16 protein-coding genes and 1 riboswitch are annotated in these 18,464 nt (G+C 41.9%); of the genes, 4 read left to right on the forward strand and 12 right to left on the reverse strand.

Annotation, left to right across the window (positions count from 1 at the left end; all coding sequences use genetic code 11):
- Positions 1–41: 41 nt before the first annotated feature.
- Genes M2470_RS13345 through M2470_RS13355 form a run of 3 tightly spaced genes read right to left on the reverse strand, consistent with a single transcriptional unit; the run spans position 42 to position 2,615 of the window.
- Positions 42–974 (reverse strand): hypothetical protein, encoded by a 933-nt coding sequence (locus M2470_RS13345; RefSeq protein ID WP_280745495.1) that lies wholly within the window; start codon positions 972–974, stop codon positions 42–44.
- A 3-nt stretch (positions 975–977) separates the two neighbouring features.
- Positions 978–1,808: a hypothetical protein gene (locus tag M2470_RS13350; protein ID WP_280745496.1), complete on the reverse strand. Its 831-nt coding sequence runs from the start codon at positions 1,806–1,808 to the stop codon at positions 978–980.
- Between the two features lie 3 nt (positions 1,809–1,811).
- Complete coding sequence (locus M2470_RS13355; RefSeq protein WP_280745497.1) at positions 1,812–2,615, reverse strand: TIGR02391 family protein; 804 nt, start codon at positions 2,613–2,615, stop codon at positions 1,812–1,814.
- 217 nt (positions 2,616–2,832) lie between these two features.
- On the opposite strand from M2470_RS13355, the gene M2470_RS13360 reads away from it, so the two are divergent.
- Complete coding sequence (locus M2470_RS13360) at positions 2,833–4,389, forward strand: DUF3945 domain-containing protein (protein WP_280745498.1); 1,557 nt, start codon at positions 2,833–2,835, stop codon at positions 4,387–4,389.
- Positions 4,390–4,422: 33 nt separating this feature from the next.
- The gene (locus tag M2470_RS13365; RefSeq protein WP_280745499.1) at positions 4,423–6,534 is read left to right on the forward strand and encodes a type IA DNA topoisomerase; all 2,112 of its coding nucleotides are present in this window, start codon (positions 4,423–4,425) and stop codon (positions 6,532–6,534) included.
- Between the two features lie 128 nt (positions 6,535–6,662).
- Here the strand turns inward: M2470_RS13365 and M2470_RS13370 are convergent, their stop codons facing one another.
- The 9 genes from M2470_RS13370 to M2470_RS13410 all read right to left on the reverse strand — a co-directional run bounded on the left by M2470_RS13370 (position 6,663) and on the right by M2470_RS13410 (position 16,226).
- Complete coding sequence (locus M2470_RS13370) at positions 6,663–7,922, reverse strand: DUF3883 domain-containing protein (protein ID WP_280745500.1); 1,260 nt, start codon at positions 7,920–7,922, stop codon at positions 6,663–6,665.
- Positions 7,923–8,062: 140 nt separating this feature from the next.
- Complete coding sequence (locus tag M2470_RS13375; protein WP_280745584.1) at positions 8,063–8,338, reverse strand: helix-turn-helix domain-containing protein; 276 nt, start codon at positions 8,336–8,338, stop codon at positions 8,063–8,065.
- A gap of 40 nt (positions 8,339–8,378) precedes the next feature.
- Complete coding sequence (locus M2470_RS13380) at positions 8,379–8,771, reverse strand: helix-turn-helix domain-containing protein (protein ID WP_280745501.1); 393 nt, start codon at positions 8,769–8,771, stop codon at positions 8,379–8,381.
- 387 nt (positions 8,772–9,158) lie between these two features.
- On the reverse strand, positions 9,159–9,740 hold the full coding sequence (locus tag M2470_RS13385; RefSeq protein WP_280745502.1) for a dihydrofolate reductase family protein: 582 nt from the start codon (positions 9,738–9,740) through the stop codon (positions 9,159–9,161).
- Positions 9,741–10,057: 317 nt separating this feature from the next.
- On the reverse strand, positions 10,058–10,888 hold the full coding sequence (locus M2470_RS13390) for an RteC domain-containing protein (protein ID WP_280745503.1): 831 nt from the start codon (positions 10,886–10,888) through the stop codon (positions 10,058–10,060).
- 15 nt (positions 10,889–10,903) lie between these two features.
- Positions 10,904–12,187, reverse strand: coding sequence for a phosphopyruvate hydratase (gene eno, locus M2470_RS13395; protein WP_280745504.1), 1,284 nt, complete (start codon positions 12,185–12,187; stop codon positions 10,904–10,906).
- A gap of 12 nt (positions 12,188–12,199) precedes the next feature.
- A complete protein-coding gene (locus M2470_RS13400) occupies positions 12,200–14,608 on the reverse strand; it encodes a TonB-dependent receptor (RefSeq protein WP_280745505.1) in 2,409 nt (802 codons plus the stop codon).
- A gap of 10 nt (positions 14,609–14,618) precedes the next feature.
- Positions 14,619–14,963 carry a DUF190 domain-containing protein gene (locus tag M2470_RS13405; protein WP_280745506.1) on the reverse strand — a complete coding sequence of 115 codons (345 nt, stop codon included), beginning with the start codon at positions 14,961–14,963 and terminating at the stop codon, positions 14,619–14,621.
- Between the two features lie 12 nt (positions 14,964–14,975).
- A complete protein-coding gene (locus tag M2470_RS13410) occupies positions 14,976–16,226 on the reverse strand; it encodes a cation:proton antiporter (protein WP_280745507.1) in 1,251 nt (416 codons plus the stop codon).
- A 168-nt stretch (positions 16,227–16,394) separates the two neighbouring features.
- Positions 16,395–16,455: riboswitch (Fluoride riboswitch) on the reverse strand.
- Between the two features lie 440 nt (positions 16,456–16,895).
- Between M2470_RS13410 and M2470_RS13415 the strand changes: the two genes are divergently transcribed.
- Both M2470_RS13415 and M2470_RS13420 read left to right on the forward strand, forming a co-directional pair.
- Positions 16,896–17,153, forward strand: a complete 258-nt coding sequence (locus tag M2470_RS13415; RefSeq protein ID WP_280745508.1) for a sigma-70 family RNA polymerase sigma factor — start codon at positions 16,896–16,898, stop codon at positions 17,151–17,153.
- Between the two features lie 15 nt (positions 17,154–17,168).
- Positions 17,169–18,377, forward strand: coding sequence for a FecR family protein (locus M2470_RS13420; RefSeq protein WP_280745509.1), 1,209 nt, complete (start codon positions 17,169–17,171; stop codon positions 18,375–18,377).
- Positions 18,378–18,464: the final 87 nt, after the last annotated feature.

An 18,464-nucleotide genomic window follows, 5' to 3' on the forward strand; every position in this document is an offset into this window, starting at 1 on the left:
AATTTGCGGCTATAATTTTTTAATCCATGATTTTCTGTATTTTAAGTATAAAAATCTTCATCTTCACTTTCAAAGGAAACATTGTCTTTGCCGATAACTTCCACAATCTCCATTCTCTCTTTATCAAAATCATCTTCATATATGCTTTCCAGTTCATCAAGCATTTGAATATTCTTGTGGGGCTTCAAAAGATATTTAACGTATTCGTGAACATCCCCCATATCCAAAGGTATCGGTTCTATACTCTTTATAAATTCAATAAAGCCGCTTTCTTCTTTGTTGTTTAGCAGATGTATAAGAATTTCTTTCTTAAAAAGGTTTTCCTTTTGGAACGTAAATTCCTCACACATAAATATCTTATATGCTTTTGAATTAAACGCTGTTTCGTAAGTGTATAGGTTCAAATTCCGGGACTCCTCCTTAACTACCTGATATATCTGTGTTACTATTTTCCCGACTAACTTGCCGATGAATTTCTTAATATTTTCATCGTTAGCAGTTGCAAATATCATATCGGTTTTAATTTCGATATTCAGACCTTCCTGGATGAGATTTATAAACTCGTGTGCATCTTTATTTGGTTCATAGACAGAAGATAGGTTATACCTATTATAGCGCATTGATTTATAAAAATTGGATAATAACTGAATAAATTTATTGTGAATTTTACCCAGATTTATCTCCTTCTTCTCTTTTATCCTGTTGAGTAGGTCTAAATGACTATGCGTAATCAAAGATTTCTCAAAATCATCCTGATTTATAGCGGCTTCGTGTTCTAATAAAATAACTGCAATCTTTTCTAATCGTTCTAATCCGACAGAAGTATTATATAAAAACTCAAATATTTCCTCATCATTGCAGAAATGTTCCATTTGGTCAAAGAAATAGAGAGCATTATAAATGAACGCTCCTGAAATCTGTATCTCAGTACCAAGTCGAAAGTTTTTCCAAAAGTATTCAGGGGTATAACTCATAGATTAATATATTGGTTCTGTTCTTAATGCACCATCAAAAAAATATCGGTCTAAATAGTTGAGAATTTTGTTTGCTTCACCGATACCGCCACAACATTCAGGCTCTCTACATATAGTAATAAACGATGTTCTATTTAATAAACTTTCCATAAAGTATCTCGCATTGGAACTTTCAAAATATTCATCTATGAAGATTTTTTCAGGCCATGCATAAGTTTTTTCTCGACATTCTGTTGTAAAGCAGTCTAAATCAAAATCTAAAACAAAAGGTTTTATATCTCCCTCATCAAAACGCCTGTTATGGTATTGCATAATATCACGAACATTTTGAAAATAAGGCTCTTTTATAATGCTATCCCCTAAACAACCTCTATTATTAAGACTATATTTCAAATGAGAAATACTGTATAATTCATGTTCTATCTCATCTTCCGACACATAGCGACCTCCCATGTCTTGAATATGATGATTTTCTTCTTGTCCGATTAGAATGGCGTCCTTTATTAAATCCAGTTCCATTCCAACCAATAACCAATCATCATCCAATACGCCCAAATCAAATTCCACAAAAGACCAAAATTGTTTACTTGTTGCTTCTGACAAATCTTTAACTCCCATTCGGGCTAACAACTGACTTTTCGGGAGCAACTCGCAAGCATCATCATGAAGATCAAAATAAATAAGATTGGGCGTTTCTGTAAGTTCTCCCAGCCTTTTAGCTTCAAACAGTATATTTAATAGTGTACGATGATCGTCATACAGGATAATATGCTTATCACGGAATGTATATGTATTGATATTTGTACGGTATGATAGTTCGTATAGTTTGCTCATAACTTATCTTATTTTTTGTGCGTTATCTAATCTTCTATGACAATATGAAATCATTGACAATATTTCGAGAGCATCTTGCTCTGAAACCTCCCAACTGATTTTAGGCTCATGAGCTTCGGGATTACGGAACATACCGCACAAGCCTTTCAAAATATTACAAAATCCCTTATGCTCGTCTTGCTCTGATTTTGACTGATAGTTGTTTATTATTAAGACCGGATTACTGCTAAATACATATTCGATTAGCTTGCTCCCGTCCTCATTGCATAAGGATATATCCCTAATTCTTTGGAATAAACCCTTGCTTGCTTCAAATACTGAATGAAAATAATTATTTGCTAGTAGTTCAGCTTTACAATAATTGAAGATTTCTCTATGTGCCTTCCTTTGCTCTAATTTTGTTTTCAGATCATCCGCTTTCCTTTGGGCTTCTGAAATTGTCGATGCCTGTTTTATCTCGCTAAAACTGCCGTTTTCATTAAACTGGTATCCGATAAAACTTAATTGCTGGTTGATTTGATTTCGTTTTTCCGCAAAAACTTCCGGGCTATTAACATATTTTGCTGGAGCCAATGCAAGTGCAATGAAGTTCAATATATTATTAGAGCATTGATTATTGTTTTGATAAACAGCAAAAGCATCATATATCCTTTTCCATTTAGTAGAAGTCGGCGATATATCGGTTATTTTACTTTGCGCTAATAAGTGCTGTATTTCGCTACCTGTTAAGCCCGAATTTGTATCCCCAAGAATTTTAGAAATACCTTCTAAAGTGGGTTGTGTAAAACATTTTCTTAGTGTTGCCATAATCTACTGATATAAAATACAAATTTAGAAAAAACGCAGGATATGACCCAGCGTTTTGCGTAACAATGAATCGCCCCGACAACTAAAGATTATTCTTGATTTCGACGCCACTCCCGGACACAAGCTGCCGCTGTCTTAAAACCTTGCAATCAGTCCATTACTTCGGTTTACCTTCGTTCTGCATTAATAGTAATGCAGAATTAAAAACCATTTTATCATGGACGAAAAAATCAAAAAAGACGAGCCTTTAGTCTTATTGTCTATCGGCGCAGACGGCAATCTAAAAGTCGTTTCCGGGATGAACAAAGACGGTACACTTAACACCGTCAATCCCACCAAAGAGAACTCGGACAAATTCTTTGAAATTAATTCCAACGGCAACCCGCTGGAGAATTTCATGCAGAAGTTTTCCGGGCAGTATGAAACCCCTTCGCATATAGGGCTTTATGCAGTCATGGCAAGCGCGGTCGATAAAATTTCCGGCTTCCTTGACAAGATCATCAAGATTAATCCTGATGATAAGGTACTCGATCCTTACAAGGTTAAACCCGAAGGCGAAGCGCAGGAACAAGCCCAGGGAAAGTACCAACCGCTTGACCTTAATAAAGTCGATTGGAAGGAGGCCGAAAAGCTGGGTATTTCAGCCGACGATTTCCGCGACGCACTCAAAGCAATGGCCTACGGGCATAAATCCCCCGGCCTGGTGGATATTAAGGCAAACATCGACGGGGAAGAAATTACGGTCAAAGCCCGCCTGTCATTGGAACAACAGCCCGACGGCTCTATCAAAATCCAAACGCACCCCTACCAACAGCAACCCGATTTCGATAAGCCTTTTATGGGCGTGAAGTTTACCGACGAGGATATAAAGCAATTCCAGCAGACGGGTAACGGTGGCCGTGTATTCGACCTGGAGCCTGTACCGGGCGGCGAAAAAGTGCCTTCGCTCGTTTCGCTCGACAAGCAGACTAACCGCTTCGAGGCTATGCCTCTGTCTGAAATTAATATCCCGCAGACATTGAAGAACGCCCTACTTTCCGAAGAACAGCAAACGAAGTTAAAAGCGGGCGAGGGCGTGCTGGTCGAGGGTATGGATAAAAAGGTAAAGCCCGGCGAAGAACCGTCTAAAATCGACCGCATTATCCAGTACAATGCTGCAAACCGCAATTTCGATTTCCGGTTTACCCTGGAACAGCGGGAACAGCACCGCCAGGAGCGGGCGGCCAAGCAGGAACAAAGCGGAGAAGATAAACCGCTTAAAGCCCGTAAGGTTGGCGATATTTGGGTACGTCCCATTCAGGGCGGGGTGGAACTTTCCCGCGAACAATTCAAACAGCTATGTGAAGGTAAGCCTATTTGGGTGGAGGGTATGCAGAAGCCCCAGCCCAAACAGCAGGAAGGAGCGCAACAGGTCGAAGCCACCGACAAGAAAGGGCAGAAATACAATGCCTGGATATGGCCTGACCCGGAGAAAGGCCACGTTCGCCATACCTCCAAGCACCCCGACCAAATACGGGCTATCGAAGCGAAACAAGCCGCAAAAGAGGGTCAGAACATCAAACCCGCCGCAGGCCATAAGACACAGGTAGCGGTAAATAATGACGGTAAAACCAACGAAGCCACCAAGCACGCCCAGGGCAAGGGCGAACCTTTGAAGTCTGGGCAGACTAATCCCACTGCCAAACAGGGCGAGAAGAAGAAAGAGAGCCAGCAGCGTAAGCAGTCCCCGGCGGCTCCGAAGAAAGGCAAAAGCAAAGACGTAGGGGGCTTATAATTCAAATTTTCAAACCCACTAAAAAAATCAAAGATGAAAGTTATAATAGCAGAAAAGCCCAGCGTTGCGCGAGATATTGCCAGCGTTTTAGGCGTAACCAATAAGAAAGACGGATTTATCGAAGGGAACGGTTATACCGTAACATGGGCGTTCGGCCACCTGGTCGGACTTGCCATGCCCGAAGCCTATGGCTTTACAGGTTTCCAGCGTGAAAACCTGCCGATACTTCCGAAGGATTTTACCCTTGTTCCCCGGCAAGTCAGGGAAGGCAAAGAGTATAAACCCGACCCCGGCGCACTCAAACAGATAAAAGTCATTAAAGACCTGTTCTGCCGCGCCGATGAAATTATAGTAGCGACCGACGCCGGAAGGGAAGGCGAGTTAATATTTCGCTATATATATAATTATGTAGGATGCCGTACTCCATTCCGTCGCCTGTGGATAAGCTCACTTACCGACAGGGCAATCCGCGACGGCTTCCAGTCCCTTTGTCCAGGGAGCGATTACGATAACCTCTATTACTCCGCCAAAGCCCGCAGCCAGGCGGATTGGATAGTAGGTATTAATGCCTCGCAAGCACTTTCCATTACCGCCGGGAGCGGCGTATGGTCGCTGGGACGGGTACAGACCCCGACCCTTGCTATGATCTGTTCGCGCTACCTGGAGAACAAGGACTTTAAGCCGCAGACCTATTTTCGCCTGAAGGTGCATACGTCGAAAGACGCGACGGCTTTTGCAGTCCTTTCGGCTGACAAGTACGACACCCGTACCGCCGCCGATGAAACGGCCAGCGCGGTAAATGCCGCCGGAGGGCTTACCGTTACGTCCGTCGTAAAAAAGGAAGTCCACCAGGAACCGCCGCTTTTGTACGACCTCACAACATTACAGAAGGACGCCAACAAGCGGTACAGCTTTTCAGCGGATAAAACGCTGACGATAGCCCAGGCGTTGTATGAAAAAAAGATTATTTCCTACCCGCGTACTGGCTCCCGGTATATCTCCGCCGACGTACTGGAGGAAATACCGCACCTGATAGCGACTTTACGGGCGCACCCTAAATTCGGGGCGTATATCGACAGCAGGTTTGATACTTCGCTTAATACCCGCCCGGTGGACGATGCCAAAGTAACCGACCACCATGCGCTGATTATTACGGAAGATCCCGCGACGGGATTATCCGCCGATGAACAGCTTATTTACGACATGGTTGCCGGACGTATGCTTGAAGCCTTCGGAGAGCGTTGCACCAAAGAGAACACCGCCGTAACGCTTGACGCTGGCGGCGTACACTTTAGCGCAAAGGGCAGTATAATGTTACATCCCGGCTGGCGTAATGTTTTCGGAGCCAACCAGGAAGAAACAGCGGACGAGGATTTAACCATACTGCCCGACCTGACGGAAGGCGATAAACTGGCCGTCCGTGATACGGAGGTGCAGGAAAAGCAGACCAAACCCAAGCCCCTGCACACGGAAGCCTCCTTACTTTCGGCAATGGAATCGGCAGGCAAAGAGGTGGAGAACGAGGAAGAACGCGAGGCCATGAAGGACGCAGGGATAGGAACACCCGCGACAAGGGCGGCAATAATCGAAACCCTGTTTGCCCGTGAGTATATCGTGCGTGAGAAAAAAGCCCTCGTTCCTACGAACAAGGGGCTTGTCGTCTATCTTGCTGTTAGGGAGAAGAAGATAGCCGACGTAGCAATGACCGGGCAATGGGAATACGCCCTTGCAAAGATCGGTACGGGCGATATGGATGCAGGCACGTTCCACCGCTCGATAGAGGTTTACGCGTCGCAGATCACAGCCGAGTTACTGGATATGCCTTTCGAGCGGCAGGATAACCGCCAGTCATGCCCTTGTCCTAAATGCAAAAAAGGTAGCGTGGTTATCTATCAAAAGGTAGCCAAGTGTAATAGTGAAGCCTGTGGGCTGACTGTATGGCGATGTATTGCAAAAAAAGAGTTATCCGATACGCAGATTACGTCGCTGCTCATGGACGGAAAGACCGGGATAATTAAGGGCTTTGTAAGCAGTAAGACGGGCAAGACGTTCGAGGCTGCTCTGAAATTCGACGCCGATTATAAAACCGTGTTCGAGTTCGAGGATAAGAAAGGCAAGGGAGGAAACAAACGCAAATCCAGGTAAATCACTATCTTTGCCACTGAAAAAGTCTTTGAGGTTATTGCAGATAGGGATGTTTGCTTTTAACTTCTCTGATTTTTTTAGTGGTGGCGTCCGGGGCAATGCTCCGGACGCTTTTTTATAGAGGAAGATTATTTTCTCTTTGTATTGATCGTTACTTTAAAATTTATTGGCTTTATCTGTATATCGTCATTTTGAGGTCTAAAAGGGTTTCCCATTATCCAAACTCGCGGATTTGTTGAAATAATATCATAAACCATATAAATATAATAATTATCCAATTCTTTGGCTGTATAAAGCTCGTTTACAGACAAGTAAAAATTTGTCCGCCCAACTTTAAGGCTTGTTGCTTTAACCTCAATAAATCTCTTCGCTCCATCAATGTCAAATGATAGTATATCATAACCGAAAGAGTCAGATTCTAAAGATACTCTTTTAACTTTCTTTGCTAAATCAGTTCTTCCTGCATCTATCAACCTTCCTATTTCAAAATCCATTACTACTTTTTCGCCTCTATCTCCAAGTCTTTTCATTTTTTTTGCATCCTTCTCATAATCTTTTTTTCTTGATTTAGATTTTGCTTTTTTGGCTTGCATTTCAGACTGTTCAGGTGGAACAATTTCTAAATCAACTAACGAGATGTCAAAATCAGCAGGAAAGGCAGGCATTTGATATTCAGAAAGCATATCATTTCCATCAAAACTTTGACCTTCTTTCGGTGGTCTGCCTGGATATTCTGTATATAAAAAATGAGAAAACAAATCAACTGACCATTTTTTCATTATAACATCCTGATTCTTGAAGGAGATTAATGCCTCCCTCTTATATACAGGATCTTTTCTAAGTAGTTCCTTTGTATCCAAATCAAGTTGTATTAAAAAATAATTCAAATGATCGGAAGAAAATACATTTAAATATCTTTCAGGATAATACGAGCAAAGAATCTTACCTTTAAACATTGGCGAAAGAGGATTTTCTACGATTAAATTAATATTGCCATTTCCTCCTGCGGTAAGTAAATCTAAGATTGATTTTTTTACATTACTAAAGGCTTCCTGATAAGTGCTACCAAACTTTTTCGTGAAACGATACTCGTAATTTGCATCAGATTTAGTCCTCCCGTAATAAACACCAAACTTAAATGCGGTCGCTCCAATGATTCTACCAAGTCCGTCAAGCTGACGTTCCAAAGTATAACAGAAATTATATCCATTTTTAGGAAGATCAACCCCCGCAACATAATCGTCTATTCTCATTGTGCGGATTTTATCTCGATTGAAATACTTTGCAAATGAATCACGAATTTGGTATAATTCTTCTCGGCTTTTAATTATATCTTCAAGGCGATTTTGGAATCTCGCTTGTGCTTCTCTTAATTCATTTATATTCATATCATTTCTGCTTAGGGTTCATACAGCAAAGATACGTTTTCCGCCTGAATCATAAACCGTATAAAGAAGTGAATTATTTTAAAGCACGTCCCGCCTTATCTCACGACAAAACGGGACGCTGATAAAGAACAAAAAGAAATTTACTCCCCGGAATCTTCTTCGGTTTCTTCTCCGGGTTCTCCTTTGGCAAAATTCTTTCGGATAAACGCCTCTACATCGCTTTCCCGGTAATAAGTTTTATGATATATCATTTGGTAGGGAAGTTCGCCCGAAGAACGGTAACGCTGTAAAGTGCGCTTGCTTACATGGAGTAACTGGCAAACTTCCTGATTATCCAGGAAGCGTTCGCCGCCTAAAAAATGATACCTGCCCGACATATTTTCCATGTTGTTGTCTAAACGGTCAAAACGCCCCATAAAACGCTCAAACCACCCCTGTAACCAATCCATTAACTCGTCATTTTCCATATCGCAGGTTATTTAGGGTTTTAGTGCTTGCAGGCTTATTACGCTTCTGATAATCCTGATGCGCCCGGAGCAAATCGTTCTCCTTCCTGTATTTACTTGCCACTAGCCGCCCGGACATAACCCGCTGTATTTCGTCCAGCGTATACCACGTCCGGCCTCCCTGGATTGAGTAGGTTATTTCTCCATTGGAGCGCAGGCGTTGAAGCGTCCGGGTGCTTACTTCCAACAGTTCGGCAGCTTCGTCGTTGCTTACCCGTATCTCGCGGGGATCGGGAGGCGTTACCGCCTCTTTTTCCGCCTGTTTTTCCACATAAGAGTAAATCCGTTCGATTTTCCGCACCAATCTTTTATATGCTTCATCTTCTATTGTTATTACCTTCATAAGCCTTATTTTACTGATGATGTTGCAAAGTTCCGTAACTTATAAGCACCTGATAAATAGGCTGGGTATAGTTTTTTTGAAGGCACGTCCCGAAGCCGCACACACAAGGGAGATGACCGCCATATTTTTTTTAGCGGTCGGTTTTTTTGAAATGAAAAAATAGGGTATAGTTTTTTGCGAAGGGCTTGCAAAGTCTTGTCGGAAAAGGGATTGAGCCACTAATCAACAGAAAGGCGAAACACACCCTTTTTTACAATTTGCCCGAAAAAAAATACACCTGCACTTTTTCCTGGGAAACAGGAAGAAATACAGGTTAATTTCGTCTTGATTTTGCTTTATGACAGCAATACCCAGGCTGGGTATAATAATGCGTCAGCGGCTTTATTTTCAGCCATTTTCCAGACAGCCGCAGATACGGTCGGCTGTGTAATGTAACTGTACCACTCCATTACTGTAAATAGTGTGATTTTGAAGCGTCCAGTCCTGTATCTGTTTTACATTGCTGAACATCGGCAGGCCAACGCCGAAGGTTACAGGAAGAATATTTAAGATAATTTCATCTATCAGCCCTTGCGACATAAACCGGGTAATAATACCCTGGTCGCCAGCCAACCAAATATCCCCGTCCGTTCTCTCGCGTAATTGATCGACAACCTTTTTATAGTCATAACCATTATCATCCGTAATGATAAAGTCGGCTTTTACATCCGGGGCAAGGTTGAAACTCCGGGGCGTAAGTATATAACACATTTTATCCCCAAAAGGCCAAACATCCGAAGCCTGTAAAGTTGCATGATATATTCCACTCATTACAGCGCAGCTTACGGAATCCCGGAATTGATGAAAGCCGTAACCGTTCTCAATCGGTTGGCTGCCTTCCGGGAGCCAAGCGGTATAATCTCCTGCCTTTGGCACATACCCATCCAGCGACATAAAGGAGAAGGTCTTAATCTTATTTGTTTTGTTCATTGCATTGTCATTTACCCAAATTATTCCCGATAATAAAAGAGGCGTGGAAATCACGCCGCTTATCGGGAGGTACTGACAATACCTTAAACGAGACAACGCAACTCCACGCCAAAATGCGTGAATATCGCGCTTGTTAATCCTCGTTTATCCGTTAAATGTCAGTTTTCCCGATAAAAAGAAAAAGCGTATATTCATTTCCGGCAGCCCCAAGCGGATAAGATTCGCAAGGTAGCATACCGTATCATATCTTTAATTTACATCATAAAGGCAAATTTTAATTGGTGGTACAAATTTACATTATTTTCTCCATATACGCATTATCTCCTTCTCCTTTCATTACTCCGCTTCATTCTCTGCAATAGTGCATCTTTCAAAGCGTCCAGGAAAGGTGTCGGGTCGTTGCGTGTTCTCATTTCCGCAAAGGCACTCGATACATTACCCAAATCCACACCGAGAAGCCGTTGAATTACTGTAACTACCCTCTTTAGAGGTATGCTGCCAAAAGCCCGAAATGAATCGAGAGCATAAAGAAGTTCGATCAAAAATGTTTTTTTGGTAGTCCAGGATAGTTGTGCCTTATCTTCATGCGGACGCTCCAATTCATCCAGTTGCGATTTTATTAATATCTCCAACCGTTCATTAGCTATCATCTTCGCCATTTTATAATCACAGTTGGTTGAATATTTAGGTTCTCGCTCACTTAAAGAAGGCTCCAAATACTGTAAACCCAAAACAAACTTATCACGGGTAAAATAATTTACATCGTTTTCAGTTGCCCCTAAACGATAATAACTGTAAAATTCCGGCCTCCGGTCAATATAGTCCTGCAAATTCTCCAGTTCTTTGTTAAGGTAATCTCGCTGTATTGACACGCCACCCACAGGACGGTTCATTTCTATATTATATATCTGGCAATAGTAAATCATTTGTGATATTAAGGAGGGTTTAGCGTTCTTGAAAAAGTGAATTTCTTCCTGTTCATCCTTAAAATCATACTCGATGATAAAGGTTTTTAATTCCAAATTAGCCTCGGCAAGAACAAGGGCGCTCGAAAACGCCCTTTTCAAAACATCTTTTTCCACTGTTTCTAATTGACGGATTTTTTGTGCCGTTTCTTTATTCAAATTATGCAGGAAGTCATCTAACATATTATTTACAGGTTATTAGTATGTCCGCTTAAAAGTTTTCTTTCCGGCAAAAACGGAATTGCCTTTAAGTCGTTTTTCAATACGCAGGAATTGATTAAATTTCTCAATCCGTTCTCCTCGGCATCCGCTTCCAGTTTTGATATGTCCGGCGTTCAATCCTACTGTGAGATCAGAAATGAATGTATCGACAGTTTCTCCGCTGCGGTGCGAAACAAAACAGTTATAGCCGTTTTGCCTTGCTAATTCCATAGTTTCCAGCGTTTCGCTAACCGTGCCGATCTGGTTCAGCTTTATAAGGATAGAATTGGCAACGCCTTTGTCTATGCCCTCCTGTAAAATGGCCTTATTAGTGCAGAAAATATCATCCCCGACAAGTTCCACGCGATTACCGAGGGCTTTTGTAAGGTTTTGCCAACCCGTCCAGTCATTTTCTGCCAGTCCGTCCTCTAACAATACTATCGGATATTGGCGCACCCAATCCTCCCACAGTTTTATCATTTCGTCGCTTGTAAGCAGTTTCCCTGTACTTTTGAACAGTTTGTATTTGCCGTTCTCCCATAATTCGCTCGTCGCCGGATCGAGGCAAATACTAACGTCAGTACCAGGCGTGTAGCCTGCTTTTGTAATTGCTTCCAATATTACTTCTACCGCTTCCTCGTTGGATTTAAGATTAGGCGCAAAACCGCCTTCATCACCTACGCCCGTGCTGTAACCTTTGGCGTTCAACACTGACTTTAACGTATGGAAAACCTCTTCGCCCATGCGGATAGCCTCGGCAAAAGACGGGGCATTATGCGGGGCTATCATAAACTCCTGAAAGTCCACATTATTATCGGCGTGTTTACCGCCGTTTATCACGTTCATACACGGCACGGGCAATACATAGGCGTTGCTCCCGCCGAGATACTGATATAGCGGCAGCCTCATACTTTGCGCCTTTGTACGTGCATAGGCCATTGATACCGCAAGAATGGCATTTGCTCCTAATTTCGCCTTGTTAGGCGTTCCGTCCAGTTCGATCATAGCATAATCCAGTTCCCGCTGACTGGCAAAACTTTCTCCAACTATTGCCCTGGCAATGGTTTTGTTTACATTTTCAACGGCTTTTAATACCCCTTTACCGCCATAGCGTTGTTTATCGCCGTCCCGTAATTCTACGGCCTCACGTTCCCCGGTCGATGCACCGCTGGGAACCATTGCCCGTGCTTGTGTTCCATCCTCTAATGTAATGTCCGCCTCAATAGTCGGATTGCCTCTTGAATCGAGTATCTCGATTGCTTCTAAATTCGTAATTTTCATGACATTAATTTTTTAAAAATTATATTTCATTCCGAGCGTTACCACTTGCGTTTCGTAGTAATTCTCTTTCTGCATTGTTAAATTCTGCCCGTTAATTGTCTGTTTGATCTCAAAGGTATTAAGTATGTCTGTAGCCGATAGGGAAAATTCCGCTTTGCCGCCAAAAGCCTTTTTGCGAATACCTAAGTCGAATGAACCTCGTCCGGCAATCTCCCCCTGCGGAATAATATCTTTTGCATAATAGATATAAGAGGCTTGCAAGTCGAAATCTTTAGGGAGTTTTACCGAAGTATTCAGTTTCAAATTCCATGTATTACCTTTGGTTTTCCCGAACGAGAAAGGTTGATCGACAGGGTAAATTATAGTGCCCTCGAAAGCGTCTATAATATTTCTGTACCAATTAAACCCTGCATTGAAATTCCATTTTTTGGTTATCTGCTGTTCAATTATTACCTCTGCCCCATAGTTTTGCCCTTTGTTGAGGTTTTGTGTTACAGCATTTATTATTTCCGGCTGAGACGGGTCGCTGGCATATATTCGAGTAAATATATCGCTGATGTCTTTATAATAACCCGAGACGAACACCGAGCCTCCGTTCCAGGAGGTTTTGTACGCGATTTCAAAAAGCTGGGTAAACTGCGGTTTCAGATATGGGTTGCCCGTTTTCAATATTTCCGGATCATCATATTTAGGAAACGGTCGCAGGTCAAATTCTCCCGGACGATCTACCCGGCGATTATAGAACAAGGATAATTTATGATCTTCGGCCAAACGGAACGAAACGCGAACATTGGGAAACAGCGAAAGTTTATCGTATGACTGATTGCGGTTATAATAGGCGTTGGCGGGGTCGATATGATATTTAATAACCGCTTCTTCCGCCCGTAATCCCGCCTCCACATCAATAAATTTGGACTCGAAAACATAATTGGCGTACAGAGCATAAATATCTTCCTTATATTCAGACCATTTGCCGAGGTCAGGGTCGAGAATGGAATTTGCGCCGGGGAATATATCATAAGTGATAGGGATTGAGCGCAACTGCACTTTCGTTCCGGCTTCGATGCGACCAGCAAATAGTGGCTTAACGTAATCTATATTAAGGCTGGCTATTTTTTCCTTGGCGATAAGCCGGGTTTCATCGGTCGAATTGCGCACGGCGGTCGAATCCGTAAAAGGAAATAACTCATCTTCCACGCCGTGAGTGTAAAGGATCGTGGCTTCGAGTACGTGCCCTGCCTGTGCGAATTTGTGCCTGTAGTTCGCACTGTAATTCATGGCCCAAGTGCGCTCGTCCTCCGCCCACGTCCAAAACCTTTTACGCCCGCTACCGTCCACATAGTCATAAGGTACATGACCCCGATCTATATGGTATTCATCCTCGAACAGTCCGAAAAACGTAAGCTGGTCGTTATCGCCGATGAACCAATCCATACCGAATTTTACGGTATATTGTTGCTGGCTTCGGTTTTCGAGAAACTGGGAGATAACGTCGTCCGTCCCGTCCGTATATTTCCGGGTGGTAAACTCGTTGCAATTCACTTTCCGGCGGAACATTGCGTCCGATTGCAGGAACAGGTTTACTTTATCGGTACGGTAGTTAAGACTGACGGAAGGGTTGTATTTGGGCGTGAGCGAATACTTATCCATTATGCCGGGCAAATTGCTTTTTCTCTTTGTCAGTTCGCCCAACCCGAAATTAAACCCGACCTCGCCATTAAATCCGGTTTTTGTTTCTTCCTTATATATGATATTGACGATGCCAGCCATTCCTTGCGCGTCAAATTTCGCTGACGGGTTATTGACTATCTCTATGCGGGCAATATTGGAGGCCGAAATATTATCAAGCCCTTTTTGATTGCCAAATCCGGTCAGCGACGATTGTCGTCCATCAATCAACACCAATACTTTGTCGCTTCCCCTCAACAATACCTTACCCTCCTGATCAACCGTAACACCCGGTAGGTTGCGCATTGCTTCAAGTACCGAACCGCCGGATTGCGATATATTATCTTGCAAACTATACGTTTTCTTTTCGAGCCTGCCCGAAACAATATCCGCCCGTCCTGTTATGACAACCTCGCCGATTAAAGCGACATTCTCGGCAAGCATTATATCGCCGATGTCATAAATATTGTTTATCTCACCAATCGCTACCGTCAGGCTGTCCGAGTGATAACCAATATAAGAAAACAGGAATGTATAAGTACCTTTTTTAAGGTCAGTTACAGTAAAACGACCGTCAGTTCCGGTAATTACCCCTGTTAACATACTACCATTATTATTAAGAACCGAAACAGAGGTATAATCCATAGGAGTTTTGGATGCTTTATCCATTACCCTGCCGGAAACGACTGATTGCGCATAAAGACCAGAGAACATTCCACAAAACATGAAAAAGAAAATAATTTGGAGTTTCATTTTTTCGATTTTATAAATTTGACAATTCGATTATTTCCTGTTTTTCCACCGCAATTATCCGGGTATTTTCCAGCAGTTGTTTGGCGGTTTTTAGAAATGTACTAATGTTGTCGGCGGTGTCGGTTATTTCAAGGCATTGCGGCTTGCGGGGCGAAGGAATTTCACTAATGCCCCATTGGATTGCTTGCCCATTCAGGTAGCCCGCCTCAACATTAAAGAATATTACCTGTTGTAACCCTGCCTCTTTGCATCGTTTCATTAAGCGATTGGCAAGCCTGTTGTTCCATGCACGTTGCCATCGGGTAAGTCCCCCGGCTTTCGTGCCGTATTCAAAATAAATTCGTATTGTTCTCATACGCTATATGTTTTATTCGTTGCGGTTTTCTTCGCCAAATTCCCCTAAAGTGTCGGACGGTATCGGCTCGTCAGACTCTTTTTTGCTGTTATGGATAAGTAGCTTTTTGTAGGTCATATCTATACCAAATGCACCGAGGGGAGCAGTTATCAATATGGCAAGCACAGCAACGGTAAGTACGATTTTACCACAGGGCAACCCCATCGCCAGCGGGAGCGAACCGATTGCCGCCTGTACGGTGGCTTTGGGAATATAGGCTATCATACAAAATAGCCGTTCTTTCATGTTTAGTTTGGTTTTAAGCATGCACATAAACACCCCGACCATGCGGAACACGAGCGCAAAGAATATCACGGCTACCGCCGCCACACCTGCCGCCGTTGCGAATTTTATATCGACAGTCGCGCCCACCATGACGAAGAGGATTATTTCCGCACCCACCCACAATTTCGAGAATTTGGGCGATATGCGGTTAGCTAATACGGGATAGAATTTTAATATAGTAGCCCCCATAGCCATAACCGACAGCAGACCGGAAACGGCAACCGTTCCTTTCAGCCACCCTTCCACAGCGAGAAACAAAAAAGCGAAACTCATCATTATAAGCACCTTTATCGAATCTCTCATATGGAATCGTTTGAAGAATTTAACCAAGCCCCACCCGGTAGCTATGCCGAGGAAAAGTCCGGTAATAATGGAAACAGGTATTTGAACGAAACTCCCCGCCGAAACCTCGCCGCCCGTTGCAAGCGTTGTAAAGGCCGTAAACATCACAATAACGAAAACATCATCTACCGACCCCCCGGCCATAATCATTTGCGGAATACCTTTTTTTGTCCCGATTTTGTTTTCCATGAGATACAGCATTTTCGGGACTATGATTGCAGGGGAAACGGCGGCAACCACAGCACCCATAATAGCGGCATCCAAAACCGAAATCCCTAATAATTTTGGTGCAATCAGTATCATTCCGGCAATTTCAAAACAGGCCGGAAGGAAACACATCAGGATAGCTGGGCGGCCGACCTTTTTCAGATCCTTAATGTCGAGCGCAAGCCCGGCACGCATAAGTATTATGACGAGAGCAACCTGCCGCAATTCGACCGAAATACCAAGCAGCGAGGGAGAAATTAGATTTAGCACATACGGGCCGAGAACAATACCCGTAATAAGCATCCCCAGCAGGGCGGGTAGCCGCAGTTTATTAAAGATATAACCCAACGACAACCCTAATAGAAATATTAATGCGAGACTTGTTAGCATGATTTTGATTTTAATATGATACGTTGAGAAAAAGGCATAACGGGGCTATCCCGCACAGTATCGCCCGGCGGGTCATTGCCTGTTAAAGAATGTTTAAAAAGTTGTCCGCAAAAGAATGGAAAGCTATAAAAATAAAATATCCTACCGATCATAATCTTCTAAGATTAAGTTTCAGTAGGAACTATCAGCTTTTAAGCGGTTTTAGGGAAGTCCCATTCCCTTTTTGAATTACTGTGCAAAGATATAAAAATTATTGGATTAGTCAATCATATTATTATATTTTATACTATGATAACAGAACAAAATTTCTGTAAGTATAAGAGTTGCATTTTTACTAAAACGTCCTTGCGGGAGGGTAAATATGTAGTTGAGTGTGGAGGATTTTTTTGCAAAGACAAGAATATTGCACAATAAAAGTTTGGTTTAATTATGCAAAGTCGTGCATTTTGACTACCTTTGTAATAAGTTATTTGAAGTAGTGCAAAACATTGTGGTTCATAGTTGCTTAACTGTAACTTATCCATAACCGCCCTGTCAATCCAACTACGCGCACATTCTGATTTTCAATAACCTACTTTTCTATTTCTGATATTTCAAAAAGATAAACACTCATATCACATAGACACAATCGAACCTGTGTTCAGTGCCGATTATAGCATTGAAGAGCAAATGATAGCTGATGAACAGGAACAAGAAAGGCAAGACAAAATGAATGCTATTCTGGAATCACTAACACCACGGCAAAAAGAAGTTATTTATTATCGTTATGTAGAAGGGATGAAAATAGATGAAATCTGCAAGTTAATGGAGATGAATTACCAATCTGTACAAAACCTTATCCAACGTTCCATAAAAAAGGTTCGGAGCACTTTTTCTCAAAAAGACAAAAGCGTATTGAGTATAAAATTCATTTCTCGCTGTTTATAATAAAAAAAGAATGTAATGTTAACAGAGGCACACAAAAAGTACCGATCGTATTCAGTAGAAGAGTTGTTACAAGATGACTATTTTGTTCATTCCATGATTAATCCGACAAAGGAGACTGACGAATTTTGGAAGAAAGCAATAGACAACAAAGTAATAGATCTTCATGACTATAAACTTGCTCGCTATTTTATTAATTCAGTTCAAGTAGAAAATGAAAAAGTTTCAAACGAAGAAAAATTTGAACTTTGGGAAAATATAGAAGTTGCCAATAAATACAATCTTAAGAAAAAGAAAAAACGTTTGTTCTTCTATTGGTCAGCTACGGCTGGAGTCGCCGCATTATTCATACTCTTATTCTCTTTATATAATATAGCTTTGCTTCCTGAAAACAAAATCAGTCAAAATGGAATTGAAAGTATAAAAGCACCGGAAACTCCAGTCATGGACATCCAACTGGTACTGTCTGATAATGAAACTGTTTCTTTAGAAGGACAAGAAGCTGAAATCACATACAACAAAGATAGAATAGCCATTAACAACAAAGAAACCGAATTAAAAAATGAAATAACTTCTTCTGAACAGAGTGTTACATACAATCAATTGATAGTGCCTATGGGAAAGCGCTCTATGCTTACTTTTTCAGAAGGGAGCAAGATATGGGTAAACGCCGGCACACGTATTGTTTATCCTACTACATTTGATAAAAAGAAAAGAGAAATATTTGTTGATGGAGAAGCTTTCTTGGATGTATCACGCGATGACAAGTGCCCCTTCATTGTAAAAACCAAAGATTTGAGCATTAAAGTACTGGGCACATCATTCAACATCATGGCTTATGAAAAAGATTCAGTTCAAAACATTGTTCTTGTTTCCGGAAGTGTAAAAATCAATTCGAGCAATAAGGAAGAGACCCATTTGTCTCCCAATCAAATGTACACCTATTCCAACAACTCATATCAGGTAAAAACAGTAAATATAGAAGACCATATTTTATGGAAATCCGGTATATATCAATATAACAGTGAAGCTTTAGAGATAATACTAAAACGACTATCACGCTATTACGGAAAAGAAATCAAATGTACCTCAGAAACCTCACTTTTAAAGTGCTCTGGCAAATTGGATCTGAAAGACGATTTGCAGCTAGTATTGGAAGGCATATCTAAAACAGCTCCTATTAAATATGAAATAATAGATGAAGCATACCTGATTACTAACAAATAAAAAGAACAGCCTATGAAATAACCCCTCTCTAAAAAGCAAAAACCGGACAATACCCTCATATCATCCGGTTGCAATTTCATTTTAATA

Origin of the sequence: Parabacteroides sp. PH5-46, from assembly GCF_029892785.1 — a bacterium.
Lineage (GTDB): Bacteria > Bacteroidota > Bacteroidia > Bacteroidales > Tannerellaceae > DFXE01.

Bases quoted from the DNA above. Each gene is read 5' to 3' on its own strand.
- M2470_RS13380 (WP_280745501.1), bottom strand. From the start codon at position 8,771: ATGAAGGTAATAACAATAGAAGATGAAGCATATAAAAGATTGGTGCGG.
- M2470_RS13370 (WP_280745500.1), bottom strand. From the start codon at position 7,922: ATGAATATAAATGAATTAAGAGAAGCACAAGCGAGATTCCAAAATCGC.
- M2470_RS13365 (WP_280745499.1), top strand. From the start codon at position 4,423: ATGAAAGTTATAATAGCAGAAAAGCCCAGCGTTGCGCGAGATATTGCC.
- M2470_RS13385 (WP_280745502.1), bottom strand. From the start codon at position 9,740: ATGAACAAAACAAATAAGATTAAGACCTTCTCCTTTATGTCGCTGGAT.
- M2470_RS13375 (WP_280745584.1), bottom strand. From the start codon at position 8,338: ATGGGGCGTTTTGACCGTTTAGACAACAACATGGAAAATATGTCGGGC.
- M2470_RS13345 (WP_280745495.1), bottom strand. From the start codon at position 974: ATGAGTTATACCCCTGAATACTTTTGGAAAAACTTTCGACTTGGTACT.
- M2470_RS13405 (WP_280745506.1), bottom strand. From the start codon at position 14,963: ATGAGAACAATACGAATTTATTTTGAATACGGCACGAAAGCCGGGGGA.
- M2470_RS13400 (WP_280745505.1), bottom strand. From the start codon at position 14,608: ATGAAACTCCAAATTATTTTCTTTTTCATGTTTTGTGGAATGTTCTCT.
- M2470_RS13415 (WP_280745508.1), top strand. From the start codon at position 16,896: ATGATAGCTGATGAACAGGAACAAGAAAGGCAAGACAAAATGAATGCT.
- eno (WP_280745504.1), bottom strand. From the start codon at position 12,187: ATGAAAATTACGAATTTAGAAGCAATCGAGATACTCGATTCAAGAGGC.
- M2470_RS13355 (WP_280745497.1), bottom strand. From the start codon at position 2,615: ATGGCAACACTAAGAAAATGTTTTACACAACCCACTTTAGAAGGTATT.
- M2470_RS13410 (WP_280745507.1), bottom strand. From the start codon at position 16,226: ATGCTAACAAGTCTCGCATTAATATTTCTATTAGGGTTGTCGTTGGGT.
- M2470_RS13390 (WP_280745503.1), bottom strand. From the start codon at position 10,888: ATGTTAGATGACTTCCTGCATAATTTGAATAAAGAAACGGCACAAAAA.
- M2470_RS13350 (WP_280745496.1), bottom strand. From the start codon at position 1,808: ATGAGCAAACTATACGAACTATCATACCGTACAAATATCAATACATAT.
- M2470_RS13420 (WP_280745509.1), top strand. From the start codon at position 17,169: ATGTTAACAGAGGCACACAAAAAGTACCGATCGTATTCAGTAGAAGAG.
- M2470_RS13360 (WP_280745498.1), top strand. From the start codon at position 2,833: ATGGACGAAAAAATCAAAAAAGACGAGCCTTTAGTCTTATTGTCTATC.